We start from the raw sequence: 12,483 nt of genomic DNA on the forward strand, positions 1-12,483 counted from the left end.
GAGAAACAATATAGTTATTTGCTAATGGTGCGACGGGCGACTAACAGCAAGTAACTGAGGGCGCCTACTCCTATGCATATTGCCATTGCAAATACCATTGGGCGCTCAGAGGTGATGGCGAAAAGCGAGAGCACTGCCCCTACTACTGAACCGATACCAAAACGCAACATTCCTGTGAGTGAATTGGCGGTACCCGCTACTTCGGGGTACATATCCAAAATGGCGGCATTGGCACTGCTGGACACTACCGATACCAAACCTACAAACATTGAAACGCCTGCCACGGTAGCCCACAATCCCAAATGGAAAATACCGCATATCACCAGCCACGCTCCTGCAATGAGTTGGATAGTAAGCCCTAACCGCAACGATTTTTCTACACCTATTTTGGTGACGAATTTGCCATTGAGCGAGGTTGCCGTCATCATTACAATGATGTTTAAAAGGAAGAAATACCCAAAGTGTTGAGGGGCTACCCCAAAGAGTTTGGTATACACAATAGAACCTGTGGTGATAAAGCAAAACATTCCCGAATAGGAAAGTGAATTGCAGAAAATATACCCCAATACCTTTTTATTGCTGAGGAGCTTGCCGTAAATACGCAAGGTGTTACCTATTTTTAAAGGAACACGCTTGAACTTAGGAAGGGTTTCTGGGATTTTATAACTCACTAAAAGTGCCGCCAAGAGTCCTAAAATCATCAGCACGTAGAAGATGATATGCCAATGAAACCAGTCGGTGAGGTGACCACCCAGTACGGGGGCGATGAGCGGGGCTATCATCGTGACAATCATAATCATCGACATTTGGCGGGCGAACTCATTTTTGGCGAAAAGGTCGCGCAAGAGGGCACCCGTAACTACCGCCGGCGATGCTCCAAAAAAGCCTTGTACAAAGCGCAGTATATAAAAGTGATGGATGTGGTGAATTTGCGTAATCACTAACGACACCAATGCTGAGGTGATAATCCCGATGAGAATGATAGGTTTCCGTCCATAACTATCGGAAAGAGGTCCCCAAAAGAGTTGTCCGAAAGCAAACCCAAGGGTAAAGAGTGCTAAGGTTTGAGGAATCATCTCTTCGGATACGTTCAAATCGTTAGCAATCTTTACAAAAGCAGGGAGATACATATCGATAGCCAGCGGGGTGAGCATTGATAAGAGTCCCATAATGAGGATAAACAGTAGGTCGGGTTTTGAGTCTTTGAGTTCTTCGGGTTCTAACACTATTTTTTAGGGTCTTTAATACGTTCTATTTCCTTTATAATTTCTTGGTAGTGTAGATGGTTAATAGATGACGCTGGTTCTTTGGCAAGAGCTTGTTTGGCGAAAGTCTCAATCATATCCAAATGCTGTAAGGCAAAGAGGCGCACATCGGATACTTGCTGTATGCTCGCAGCTTTACTGTTTTTAGCGTCGGCAGGTGCATTGATGAGTCTATCGATTTGAGAGAGGTACAAGCGTTCGATACCACGGCGATAAGTGTTCTGGCGTGCATCGGGGTTGTTGAGGGGTTTCCATACCGCTTTGAATACATCTTGCAGATATTCGTTTAGCGGATAAGGATTTTTGGAGGTGAGCGATTGGTTATAAAGGTTATAGAGAGTTGACTCTCCTAAAAGCACACTCAGGGTAAGGTTTTGCATACTGATGATGTTCTTATCGGGGGTAGCGCCTGTTTTCTCTACTATTTCCTGAGGATATAACCACAAAGGCGCTTCAAAAAGTTCTTTATCTAAATAGTTTATAGCTTCTTTTACCTTCTCTTTGGGCACTTCTTTATAGACTTCTTTCTCACCGATGATGCCTACATATCTATTGCCAATGTGTTTGAGCACGTGCTTCAAATAGCGGAAATACTGCATATAGGCAGCGGTTTGCATTTCGTCGAGATGTTCGTATTTGTCGTTAGGCTGTTTAGTCCATTCGGGGAGGTGTTGCACAATATAGCGGAGGTTTTTTAATCCGTAGGTATTAGCTTTCATCACGTTGTCCGAAAGATCTTCAGTTTGCGCACGAGGGTCTTCATCTTTGCCTTCTCCTCCGAACCACAATCGCGGATTGGCTTTGAGTTTTTGGGTAACCATTTCGGCAAGAGATTCTTGTTCGGCATACTCGTCTTTATATTTGTTGCCATAATAGCGATATCCCCATTCGATTGCCCATTTGTCGTAGATACCTATGCGCGGATAAAGTCCTTTGCTGTTAATATTGTCTTCGGGCTGTGCCACATAGTTAAAACGCGCGTAGTCCATAATAGAAGCAGTATGCCCATTGGCTTCAACCCATTTTTTGTCGCGGAGTTTTTCGACAGGCGTCTGACTGCTGGCGCCCATATTGTGGCGCAAACCTAAGCAGTGCCCTATTTCGTGAGAGGAGACAAAGCGCACGAGGTCGCCCATTAGTTCCTCGTTGAACTCCATAGTACGAGCGCGTTTATCGACAGCACCTGCCTGAATCATATACCACTGATTGAGGAGTTTCATCACGTTGTGATACCAACCCACGTGACATTCTATAATTTCACCACTGCGAGGGTCGGCGATGTTAGGACCGTAGGCGTTACTTTTTTCGGAAGGGAGGTAGCGAATTACGTTGAAGCGTGCATCTTCTAAGCTCATAGAAGGGTCGTTAGGCCAAGGTTTTGCGACAATAGCCTCTTTGAATCCCGCTTGCTCAAAAGCTACATTCCAATCGTTTACGCCCAAAATGAGGTATTTTTGCCATTGTTTAGGCGTAGCAGGGTCGATATAGAACACGATTTGCTTTTTGGGGCGTACCAACTGACCGCTGAGATATTTTTTGACGTCTTCTTTGCGAGGTTCTAAACGGAAACGGTGGATGTAATATTCAGTTTCGGTGCGTTGTTGCTGGTCGCTGAACTTGATGTATCGGGTAGCGAAAAAGCCCACACGAGGGTCGAAAAGGCGTTTTTGCATAGGTGTTTTGGGTAAAAGCACCATAGAGATATTCAGCTCTAAGGTAACCGCCCCTACTTTGTTTGCCGAAGGAATGGTACTGGGTGAAGCACTGAACGTTTTGAGAGTATTGACCTCTACGTTGATAGGATAAGGACGTATATCGTCTACAAAAGAACGATCGGTAGCGATAGTGCCTATTTTCATTTGGGTTTTTGTATTCGATGAAAAAGAGGTAACGCTGTTGTCTTGCTTGAAGAAATCGGTGATGTCGATGAGCTGTGCTTTGGTTTTGGGGTTGCGCCCGATAACGGTGAATGATGCTACCACAGGATTTGCACTCGAATTGGCTACTGCTACCGAGATATTATCGTCGGTACCGGCTTCTTGCAGATTGAGAAAAGAGCGCAAGAGGAGTGTTTTATCGCTTTTCTGCTCGAAATAGACGGTTTGTTCATTCACTTTCTCGCCTGCATAGAGTCCGAAGTTATGAGGGGCAGCTTTGAGGCGGGTTACGCATAGCAAAAAGCGATTGAGGAGTGAATCGGGGACTTCAAAGTACCATTTCTCTTCAATTTTGCGGATCGTAAAGAGTCCGTTGCGCTCTATACCCTTTTTTTTGATGAGTTTAGCGTACTCTTCGGCGCGCTTTTGCTCAGGAGTTTTTTCGGGTTTTTCTGTTGTTTTGGTTTTAGTAGTATCTTTAGTAATGGTATCTTTCACTGTGGGCGTTTGCTGAGCGAAAACATAGGAGCTCATTCCCAATAGTAGTGTATATAATATATATTTCTTCATATCTTTATAAAATCAATCTAATTTTATTTCTTCACCTTCGTATTCCTTTCCGTTGTACTTTAGGTATTTTATTTCTACTCGTTTTTCAGAAATTTCATCCTTACAGTCGCTATCACTAACTTTTGTTGTAAAGGTAACTCTATTTTTGATATTGAAATAGCCATTAGTTTTTTCGGTTTCCATTATGAACATAGAATCAAATATGTATTCATAGCCTTCGCAGTAATTAAAGTCACCTCTTGAAGCACTAAGTATGTAATTGTTCAATACCTTTTTGAGTGTTTTTCCTTTCGGCAGAAATAAACTAAAATATTCCTCACCAGCAGGGTTAGGTCGGCTTTGGTTATGAGTAAACACACGAATACCAAAAGCGCGTTCACCTTCTGAAAGGATAAACTTTGCGGTATCAATAGCAATGCCATTTATTACAAAAGCATCGGAGACCCATTCACTTAAACCTTTATAAAAACAGCTTATTTTTTGTTCTTTTATATTGAAAAGAACGATGTAAGCATCAATCCAACCATCGTCTTCAGTTCCATTTTTGACGGGGAAGACCATTACCATTGTATTATTGTCATAAGGCAATATTCTCTCGTTGTATAAGTCGGTATCTATTTTTGATTTAGGTATAGAAAGGGCTTTTATGACCTTTTCAAAAACTTTAGGGTCTTTTTGAGCTTTGAGGCTAAAAGCACAACAAGTACATAGAAAAAAGGTTAGAAAATATTTCATTTTTTTGATATTATAGTCAGACAAAAATAGATTGCGTTTTAGAGGGCGTTTAACATACTTCATTATTCATCATTAGCAATTCTGCTACATCATAGACTTTTATTTGGGTTTCTTTTTCTTTGGTTTTTACGCCATCGGTCATCATCGTATTGCAAAACGGACAAGCGGTGGCGATGATATCAGGACGCACGTCGAGGGCTTGCTCGGTGCGCAATACATTGATTTCTTTATCTCCTTTTTCCGATTCTTTGAAGAGTTGTGCGCCTCCTGCTCCACAGCACATTGCGCGGGCTTTGCACTTTTTCATCTCTACCAAATCGGCTTCTAAGGAGGTGAGCAGTTCGCGGGGGGCGTTATACACTTTGTTGGCTCTGCCAAGGTAGCAAGGGTCGTGAAAAGTGATGCGCTTGCCTTTGAAGGTGCCACTTTCTATAGTGAGTCTGCCCTCATCGATAAGGGTTTTGAGTAACTCAGTGTGGTGCATTACTTCGTAATTCCCGCCCAGCGCAGGGTATTCGTTTTTGATAGTGTTGAAACAATGCGGACAGGTGGTTACTATTTTGGTTACCTGATAGTTGTTGAGCACCTCGATGTTCATCATTGCCTGCATCTGGAAAAGAAACTCGTTGCCTGCGCGCTTGGCAGGGTCGCCGGTGCAACTCTCTTCGGTGCCGAGTACGGCAAAGCGCACCCCTGCTTTTTGCAAGAGGTGGGCAAAGGCTTTGATAATGCGTTTAGCTCTGTCGTCAAAACTACCAGCACAGCCTACCCAGAAGAGTACTTCGGGGGTTTCGCCGCGAGCTGAGAGTTCTGCCATTGTTGGAATCATAATAATCTAATTTGAAAATTAGCAAATTCGGAAATTAGCAAATTTGGTAATTTGGCACGAGCTTGTAGCTCGTGCCAGCAAAATGCTGTAGGTTATTTTACGATTTCTAAATCGCCATCTACAAAACCTACGGCTATATGTTCTACGTTAAAAAGTTTGATACTGTTTTCGGCTACTATTTCTTTAAGTATTTCGGTAATCATCGAGAGGACTTGTTCCCAATGTACTTCTTCAGGGATTTCATCTAAAGGTAAAAAGCAGTCATCGGGTACAAAATCGTCATCGCAAGCCCAATCGGGGTCTTCATCATCATACCAAGAAGAGCCTATGAGTTCCAATTCGTAAGGTTCGGAGATATTGAAGTTCAGTGCGACAATATCATTGGGTAAGGTTTCTTGACGATCTATGCCAAGTAACCATTTTTTAATCTTGTTTTTAACGGTTTCTTTCATTTTATGGTGTTATTAGAGATTTATAGGACGAGTCAGACGAGTCAGACAAGTCGGACAGAATAGGCACGAGCTACAAGCTCGCGCCAGCTAAAGACCAGCGAAAAAAACAATTAGCTAATTAGCTCATTAGCAAATTGACTCATCATCAAATACTTCTACGGTTTGTTCTTTGAGGACAAAGTCGGTGAATTTGCCTTTGTAGCGGGTAGCTTTTACGATGTGATTGTCTATCCAATGATAGTTGCCTCCGCGGGGTTTGCCAAAGATGATGCCGTGATACTTAAAGCCGTGCTTTTTGAGCCATTGCTCGGTAACTTCGCGGTGTGCTTCGGTACGCGAGGTGAAAAAGTAAATCACGTGACCTTCGTCATACCATTTGTTTACTTGTGCTAAGGCATCGGGGAATACCTCGGCAGTAGCCATACGCTCAGGTTCTTCGTTAGGAATATCCTCGCCTACCGTGCCGTCAATATCAATGAGGTAGTTTTTTACTCCCTCTGGCAATATAGGATTTTTATTGCCTTGAGCATCTTCTTTTAAGGTGAATTTTTCAGTCATAATATTTGAATTAGCAAATTAGCAAATTTGGAAATTAGCAAATTGTTAAGGAATCCATTTTTTTTCGAAGTTAGGTTTGCGTTTTTCGAGGAAGGCATCGCGTCCTTCTTTGGCTTCATCGGTCATATACGCCAAACGGGTGGCTTCACCGGCGAATACTTGTTGTCCTACCATACCGTCATCGGTGAGGTTCATTGCGAATTTCAGCATTTTGATAGAAGTAGGTGATTTTGCCATTATTTCTTGCGCCCACTCAAAAGCGGTGGCTTCGAGCTCGTCGTGAGGGACTACGGCGTTTACCATTCCCATCTCGAAAGCCTCTTGGGCTGAATAGTTGCGTCCTAAGAAGAAAATTTCGCGGGCTTTCTTCTGTCCCACCATTTTGGCGAGATAAGCCGACCCATAACCGGCATCAAAACTAGTGACATCGGCATCGGTTTGTTTGAAGATTGCGTGTTCTTTGCTCGCGAGGGTAAGGTCGCACACTACGTGCAATGAGTGTCCGCCGCCCACTGCCCAACCGGGGACTACTGCGATCACCACCTTGGGCATAAAGCGAATAAGGCGTTGCACTTCGAGGATATTCAAGCGGTGATAACCATCGTCGCCTACATAGCCTTGGTGACCACGTGCTTTTTGGTCGCCACCACTACAAAAACTCCATACGCCGTCTTTAGGTGAAGGTCCTTCGGCAGAGAGCAATACGGCGCCTATGTTGATGTCTTCATAAGCATCTTTGAAGGCATCGAGGAGTTCAGAAGTGGTTTTAGGGCGAAAAGCGTTGCGCACTTCAGGACGATTGAAGGCAATACGCGCTACGCCGTCACATTTTTTATACGTAATATCTTCGTATTCTTTTACGGTTATCCAATTCATATAAGTGAAAAGTGAAAAATGAAAAGTTATTTAGGGGGCAAAGGTAGTAATAATTTGTCAATTAGCCAATTTGTAGATTGTCAATTATTTTGTACCTTTGCCCAAAAATAAGAAGTATTATGAACTCAATTGTATTACAAGCAACGATTAATGAAGCCGATTATCCTATTTTTTTAGGTTTGTTTGAGAAGTTCAACGTAAAAACCGTTCTTTTAAAGAAGAAAGTGGGGAAAAAGACTTATCCTATTGAAACAGCGATTCCTAATGAGGAAACGCACGCTGCTTTTATGGAGGTAAAGGAAAAGGGGCACCTTATGAAGGGATATACTGATGTCGATCTAATGATAAAAGATATATTAGAAGAAGATGAATAATGATGAAAACAAAGAGTTTTTAGTAAGGTATTCAACTTCCTTCAAAAAAGACTTGAAAAAAATATCTAAGCAATTAGAAAAAGTTGAAAAAGTAACTGCTGCCATTAAAATATTGAGAGAAAAAGGAGTTGATGGCATTCCTGCTGAGATGAAACCTCATTATCTAAAAGGAAAATATAAAGGTTGTTTACAATGCCATATAGAGGGTGATTTACTCATTATATGGATACAAGAGGATGATGAAAAAGTAATTTATTTGATGAGACTTGGAAGTCATTCAGAGTTATTTAAAATGTAAGATTTTATATTGATTCATCTATTCTTCTGCTAGTTCTCTCAATATCTTCAAAGACTTCCTTTGTTTACCCTGCGAGTCGAAATTCTCAGGGGAGAGCCATTGCTCAAGAGCGCGTTTGTTAGCTTCCCATTCCTTATCTATCATAGCAAACCAAGCGGTGTCGCGCGAACGCCCTTTGTAAACCACTGCCTGCCTGAATGTACCCTCATATACAAAGCCCAAGCGCTCTGCAGCACGGCGCGAAGGTGCATTAAGGCTGTCACACTTCCATTCGTAACGCCTGTATTGAAGGACTTCAAACACATATTTCGCCAACAAAAACTGTGCTTCTGTAGCCATACGCGTACGCTGTAAAGCCGGCGAATAGTTCACCCACCCCACTTCTATCACTCTGTTTTTAGGGTCTATACGCATTAGGGCAAGCGTACCCACTGCTTTTCGCGTTTGCTTATCTACAATCGTCAGAAAATAAGGGTCGGTAGAGGCTTCCTGCTTGGTGAGTAAAGCGTGCAACTCCTCTTTGTTCTTTGCAGGAGCTATAGATAAATAAGTCCAATCGGGCATCACGGCATTGGCTTCCAAATAGAAATCACTCAAATCGTCTAAATGTTTGGCTACCGAAAGAGGTTCCAACTGACAATAATTTCCTTGTAAGAGGGTTATATGAGGGGTTACTCCTACTGAAAAAATTAGGTAATGCATCCCCTATGGGTTGATTGTATTGGTTTGTGTTCATTGTATATTTTTAGATAATCGGTTGATACGCCAAGCATTTGTCTACTACTTCCTCAACAGTGGGGTCGTAGGAGGAAATATCCATAGTGCGGGCGTTGTAGTTTTCCGGATAGAAGAATAACGAACTGCCCTCGGGGTGAGGTACATTGCGATCGAAGCGCTCCATTAGCTCCTCTTGGCGATCGTCATCGGTTTCTTCTATGATTTGGTTCCCTAATTGTATGAGTTCTTCTCGGGTCATTCGGTAAAAAAATAAGTTTTTATACTATTTAGTGGCAATCGTTCTCAGTGCCTTTTTTACAATATACTTGGTTTCCTTGGTAGGACTTTCGCGCTCCCAACGCTCACAAAGAGCTGTTACGAAATCGGGGCGGGTTTTGCTGGCATCGTTCAGCCAGTTCCCTACGCTATCTTGCACATACTTTGCCTTATCGGACTTCAATTTGTCTAATATAGGCAAATACTGTTCTGGTTTTTCTTTCAAGGCTTCTATATGAGCACACCAAACACCCCGCGGACGCAAGGCTTCTGTGCTAAACCTACGGATATTCTCATCTTCGCTTTCTGCCCAATGGGAAAGAAAAACGATTGAAAAGTCTAAATGCTCACTCATTTCGGGGCGTAATGCCATCCAAATAATCTCACGAACGCCAAAATGACTATCGGCTACCAAAGGTTTTAGTTTGTGTAGCTTATCTTCTAAAGGGATTTCGGTATGTAAAGCCACCAAATAACAAGCATAACAGCGCACAGAATCGGATAAGTGCGTACTGATTTGCTTAAACAAAGGCTCATAAAGGTCAGTATTTGCATATTTTTCGTATAACAATGCACCTATGAGCTTAATCGTATTCATTGTAGAAGGTTTCTTTTGCTGATTGATTTGGCAAACCAACTCTTCAATGATATTTTTATCAATCCCCAAAGCAGGAAAAACAGATTTTACCAGCTGAGAATGATCTACAGCCAGCCACTCGGTAAGGTTTACCGTTTCTATACGCCCCGCATTTAATAACGAAAGCACTTCGGCAGGTATATCTACTGCCTTTTGAGCCCCTTTTCTGTTTTTGATTTCTTCGGTCATAAACTTAATTAATGTGTTAATTGATAGTTTTGCTAATTCTTATGGTGTAATAGTAACGATTTTTCCCTCACGGCGCACCACAATCTTTTGGTTATTCTTGCGTTTTTGGGCAATCATTCGCTCATAAGCAAGGTCTAAACCCTTTAAAAGTTTATCTTTTAGACCCTCTTTCTTAGTTATTTTATCTTTCATAATTATTTTTCATTTATTTATTTTGAAAATAATAATCCCACACTGTTTTTGATATATCAGCAATTATTTTTTCGTTAGTTGATGTATTTTCTTTGGAATTTATCACAAAAACAGATATGGTGTAGTATTCGTCATCAGGTAAAATGATGATTCCCACATCATTGGTAGCAGCCTGAATTCCAGATACAATGCCAGAAGTCCCTGTTTTATGGGCAACGATAACATCTGGAGGAAGCAGGGATATGAGCCTGTCTGCTCCAGTAGAAGTCTCATACATGATTCTGAATAGAAAATCTCTGGAAGACTCGGAAATTATCTCACCATTATAAAATTTTTGCAGAAGCCTGCTGGAGGCGTTTGCGGTTGTATAGTTTGAGTAGATGGGTTTCCCATTCTTATTCATTTCTTCTTCATTGTATTTTATCGCAAAATCTTTGATACCCTTGCTCTCGATGAATTTCTGGACAGTATCAACTCCTCCAATCAACCTCAGCAGAATGTCACAACCATTGTTATCACTCTGAGAAACAGTGTGTTCTATGATTTCTCTCAAAGGGATATTCACATTGCCATTCGGATATTTATCACGAATGGGGCTCCAAGTATTCTCCAAAAGTTCTGATTTCTTGACAAAAATATTTTGTTCCAAATCCAAAATACCTCTGTCCACCAAATCCAAAACTGCCAATGCAATGTGAAATTTGAACACACTAAGCATCGGAACTTTTTTGTTTCCGTTAATATTTACTTCTGTTTTCCCTTTTGAGTTCATCACAGATACCGCCACAAGGGCATTCTTGCCTTGTATAATCTTTGTGATATCTCTTTTTAAATTTTGTTGAGAAAAACAAAAAATAAAAATCCCCAAAAGACAAAAAGAAAAATATTTTTTCATTTGTGTTAATTTTTTCATTTGTGTTAATTTTTTCATTTGTGTTAATTATCCTAATTTTTTGGCGTCGGCTAAAAATTGTGCTAAGCCGCTATCGGTAAGGGGATGTTTGAGGAGTCCGGTGATAGCCGAAAGAGGTGCGGTAATCACATCGGCACCTATTTTGGCACATTCGAGGATGTGCATAGTGTGGCGCACAGAAGCTGCAAGGATTTGTGTCTCAAAATTATAGTTGTCGTAGATGAGGCGTATTTCTTCGATGAGAGAAAGTCCGTCAGCAGAGATATCGTCGAGTCTGCCGATGAAAGGCGATACATAAGTAGCACCTGCTTTGGCTGCCAAAAGCGCCTGACCTGCCGAGAATACGAGGGTACAATTGGTACGGATACCCTTATCGGTGAAGTATTTAATAGCTTTGATACCATCTTTAATCATCGGTACTTTTACTACGATTTGAGGGTGAAGGGCAGCAAGTTCTTCGCCTTCGCGCACAATGCCCTCAAAATCGGTGGCAATTACTTCGGCAGAGACATCGCCTTCTACAATCTCACAGATGTTTTTGTAATGTTGCAAGATAGCGGCTTTGCCGGTGATGCCTTCTTTAGCCATTAATGACGGATTAGTGGTTACCCCGTCTAATACGCCCAAGTCTTGGGCTTCTTGAATTTGCGATAGATTCGCAGTGTCGATAAAAAATTTCATAAGACAATTAATAATTAACGATTAATAATTAACAAGTTGTGATGTTATCAGGTCAAAAAAATGAATTATATTAAACTTTGGCAAAGTGGGTGTTACAAATTGGCAAATTTGCTAATTACCTAATTTGCTAATTTAATGAGTAGTGTTTCATCAGCATTTTCTCGTAGGATTTGCTCGGTAAGAGTCGTTTGAGGACAATAGAGAACTTCTGCAAGAAACTACCTTGTTTGTAATGCACTTTGGGGTGTTTAGTATTGATGACTTTCAGTATTTTATCTGCCATTTCTTTGGGGTCGCCACCGCTATCAACGTGCTCATTCATCAGCTGGAGTTGCTTGGCATAGACTTCGGCATACGGAGAGTTTTCGTTTACGGGGGTATGGTAACGGCGAGAGGCAATGTCGGTGGCGTAATCACCTGGGGAAATGGTGGTTACCTCGATGCCAAACTGCTTTACTTCCATACGTAAGGCTTCACTCATTAAAAGAAGCGCACCTTTGCTGGCGGAATAAGCTCCGCGGAAGGGCAAGCCCATATAACCTGCAATAGAGGCAATGTTGATGATGCGTCCGCTACCTTGTGCGCGCATAGTGGGGAGCACTTGCTGTATCACTGCTATAGCGCCGTAGAGATTGGTAGCAAAAACGTTGTGTAGCTGCTCGGCGGGGAGTTCTTCTACCGCTCCTGTGATGCCCACGCCTGCATTGTTGATGAGTATATCGATACGACCTACTTCGGTGAGGATTTGCTGTACCGCTTCTTTGATAGAGGTTTCGTTGCGCACATCCATTGGCAAAAGGCGGAAAGGCAGGTTTTTGCCTTCTACATTGCGCGCTGTACCATAGACCAAAAAGCCTTTGGAAGCAAGTAGCAAGGCAGTTTCTTTGCCTATACCCGAAGTGGCGCCTGTGATGAGAACGGTTTTGTTCATTGTTTAGGGAACAGGTTTTAGGGTTTTAATATGGCGACAAAGGTAATAATAATTTGTCAATTAGGCAATTATTAATTTGCTAATTAGTTAGATATTTCATACCTTTGCCGTGA

The 12,483-nt window shown here is 41.9% G+C and carries 15 protein-coding genes and 1 pseudogene; 2 read left to right on the forward strand and 14 right to left on the reverse strand.

Annotated features, from left to right (window positions below; translation table 11 throughout):
• Window positions 1–14: 14 nt before the first annotated feature.
• From I7X29_RS05135 to I7X29_RS05165, 7 genes are all read right to left on the reverse strand, one after another.
• Window positions 15–1,226: a Bcr/CflA family multidrug efflux MFS transporter gene (locus tag I7X29_RS05135; protein WP_198473121.1), complete on the reverse strand. Its 1,212-nt coding sequence runs from the start codon at window positions 1,224–1,226 to the stop codon at window positions 15–17.
• A complete protein-coding gene (locus I7X29_RS05140) occupies window positions 1,226–3,712 on the reverse strand; it encodes a zinc-dependent metalloprotease (protein ID WP_198473123.1) in 2,487 nt (828 codons plus the stop codon). The genes I7X29_RS05135 and I7X29_RS05140 overlap by 1 nt, the downstream gene beginning before the upstream one ends.
• Window positions 3,713–3,724: 12 nt before the next feature.
• Window positions 3,725–4,447, reverse strand: coding sequence for a PA3715 family protein (locus tag I7X29_RS05145; protein ID WP_034555136.1), 723 nt, complete (start codon window positions 4,445–4,447; stop codon window positions 3,725–3,727).
• Between the two features lie 49 nt (window positions 4,448–4,496).
• The gene (locus I7X29_RS05150) at window positions 4,497–5,276 is read right to left on the reverse strand and encodes a (Fe-S)-binding protein (protein ID WP_198473125.1); all 780 of its coding nucleotides are present in this window, start codon (window positions 5,274–5,276) and stop codon (window positions 4,497–4,499) included.
• 92 nt (window positions 5,277–5,368) lie between these two features.
• Complete coding sequence (locus I7X29_RS05155) at window positions 5,369–5,728, reverse strand: hypothetical protein (protein ID WP_198473127.1); 360 nt, start codon at window positions 5,726–5,728, stop codon at window positions 5,369–5,371.
• Between the two features lie 126 nt (window positions 5,729–5,854).
• On the reverse strand, window positions 5,855–6,286 hold the full coding sequence (locus tag I7X29_RS05160; RefSeq protein ID WP_198473129.1) for an LNS2 domain-containing protein: 432 nt from the start codon (window positions 6,284–6,286) through the stop codon (window positions 5,855–5,857).
• 45 nt (window positions 6,287–6,331) lie between these two features.
• Window positions 6,332–7,162, reverse strand: coding sequence for a 1,4-dihydroxy-2-naphthoyl-CoA synthase (locus I7X29_RS05165; RefSeq protein ID WP_016479883.1), 831 nt, complete (start codon window positions 7,160–7,162; stop codon window positions 6,332–6,334).
• 119 nt (window positions 7,163–7,281) lie between these two features.
• Between I7X29_RS05165 and I7X29_RS05170 the strand changes: the two genes are divergently transcribed.
• Window positions 7,282–7,536 (forward strand): antitoxin, encoded by a 255-nt coding sequence (locus I7X29_RS05170; RefSeq protein WP_095898634.1) that lies wholly within the window; start codon window positions 7,282–7,284, stop codon window positions 7,534–7,536.
• Window positions 7,529–7,834: a type II toxin-antitoxin system YafQ family toxin gene (locus tag I7X29_RS05175; protein WP_198473131.1), complete on the forward strand. Its 306-nt coding sequence runs from the start codon at window positions 7,529–7,531 to the stop codon at window positions 7,832–7,834. Before I7X29_RS05170 ends, I7X29_RS05175 begins: the two co-directional genes overlap by 8 nt.
• 18 nt (window positions 7,835–7,852) lie before the next feature.
• Here the strand turns inward: I7X29_RS05175 and I7X29_RS05180 are convergent.
• The 7 genes and pseudogenes from I7X29_RS05180 to I7X29_RS05210 all read right to left on the reverse strand — a co-directional run bounded on the left by I7X29_RS05180 (window position 7,853) and on the right by I7X29_RS05210 (window position 12,370).
• A pseudogene (locus tag I7X29_RS05180) lies at window positions 7,853–8,570 on the reverse strand (GNAT family N-acetyltransferase).
• A gap of 9 nt (window positions 8,571–8,579) precedes the next feature.
• Window positions 8,580–8,810, reverse strand: a complete 231-nt coding sequence (locus I7X29_RS05185; RefSeq protein WP_002665645.1) for a bacteriocin immunity protein — start codon at window positions 8,808–8,810, stop codon at window positions 8,580–8,582.
• Between the two features lie 24 nt (window positions 8,811–8,834).
• Window positions 8,835–9,653, reverse strand: coding sequence for a DNA alkylation repair protein (locus tag I7X29_RS05190; RefSeq protein WP_198473133.1), 819 nt, complete (start codon window positions 9,651–9,653; stop codon window positions 8,835–8,837).
• A gap of 39 nt (window positions 9,654–9,692) precedes the next feature.
• Window positions 9,693–9,845: a hypothetical protein gene (locus I7X29_RS05195; RefSeq protein WP_167372064.1), complete on the reverse strand. Its 153-nt coding sequence runs from the start codon at window positions 9,843–9,845 to the stop codon at window positions 9,693–9,695.
• 13 nt (window positions 9,846–9,858) lie between these two features.
• Window positions 9,859–10,740, reverse strand: coding sequence for a class A beta-lactamase, subclass A2 (gene bla / locus I7X29_RS05200; protein WP_198473351.1), 882 nt, complete (start codon window positions 10,738–10,740; stop codon window positions 9,859–9,861).
• A 45-nt stretch (window positions 10,741–10,785) separates the two neighbouring features.
• Entirely contained in the window at window positions 10,786–11,439 is a 654-nt protein-coding gene (gene fsa, locus I7X29_RS05205) for a fructose-6-phosphate aldolase (RefSeq protein ID WP_095898646.1), read from the reverse strand.
• Window positions 11,440–11,566: 127 nt separating this feature from the next.
• Window positions 11,567–12,370, reverse strand: a complete 804-nt coding sequence (locus I7X29_RS05210) for an SDR family oxidoreductase (RefSeq protein WP_198473135.1) — start codon at window positions 12,368–12,370, stop codon at window positions 11,567–11,569.
• Between the last annotated feature and the right edge of the window lie 113 nt (window positions 12,371–12,483).

It is taken from the genome of Capnocytophaga periodontitidis (assembly GCF_016126015.1).
GTDB classification, from domain to species: Bacteria; Bacteroidota; Bacteroidia; order Flavobacteriales; family Flavobacteriaceae; genus Capnocytophaga; species Capnocytophaga periodontitidis.

Bases quoted from the DNA above. Each gene is read 5' to 3' on its own strand.
- I7X29_RS05140 (WP_198473123.1), bottom strand. From the start codon at position 3,712: ATGAAGAAATATATATTATATACACTACTATTGGGAATGAGCTCCTAT.
- I7X29_RS05145 (WP_034555136.1), bottom strand. From the start codon at position 4,447: ATGAAATATTTTCTAACCTTTTTTCTATGTACTTGTTGTGCTTTTAGC.
- I7X29_RS05150 (WP_198473125.1), bottom strand. From the start codon at position 5,276: ATGATTCCAACAATGGCAGAACTCTCAGCTCGCGGCGAAACCCCCGAA.
- I7X29_RS05155 (WP_198473127.1), bottom strand. From the start codon at position 5,728: ATGAAAGAAACCGTTAAAAACAAGATTAAAAAATGGTTACTTGGCATA.
- I7X29_RS05160 (WP_198473129.1), bottom strand. From the start codon at position 6,286: ATGACTGAAAAATTCACCTTAAAAGAAGATGCTCAAGGCAATAAAAAT.
- I7X29_RS05165 (WP_016479883.1), bottom strand. From the start codon at position 7,162: ATGAATTGGATAACCGTAAAAGAATACGAAGATATTACGTATAAAAAA.
- I7X29_RS05170 (WP_095898634.1), top strand. From the start codon at position 7,282: ATGAACTCAATTGTATTACAAGCAACGATTAATGAAGCCGATTATCCT.
- I7X29_RS05175 (WP_198473131.1), top strand. From the start codon at position 7,529: ATGAATAATGATGAAAACAAAGAGTTTTTAGTAAGGTATTCAACTTCC.
- I7X29_RS05185 (WP_002665645.1), bottom strand. From the start codon at position 8,810: ATGACCCGAGAAGAACTCATACAATTAGGGAACCAAATCATAGAAGAA.
- I7X29_RS05190 (WP_198473133.1), bottom strand. From the start codon at position 9,653: ATGACCGAAGAAATCAAAAACAGAAAAGGGGCTCAAAAGGCAGTAGAT.
- I7X29_RS05195 (WP_167372064.1), bottom strand. From the start codon at position 9,845: ATGAAAGATAAAATAACTAAGAAAGAGGGTCTAAAAGATAAACTTTTA.
- bla (WP_198473351.1), bottom strand. From the start codon at position 10,740: ATGAAAAAATATTTTTCTTTTTGTCTTTTGGGGATTTTTATTTTTTGT.
- fsa (WP_095898646.1), bottom strand. From the start codon at position 11,439: ATGAAATTTTTTATCGACACTGCGAATCTATCGCAAATTCAAGAAGCC.
- I7X29_RS05210 (WP_198473135.1), bottom strand. From the start codon at position 12,370: ATGAACAAAACCGTTCTCATCACAGGCGCCACTTCGGGTATAGGCAAA.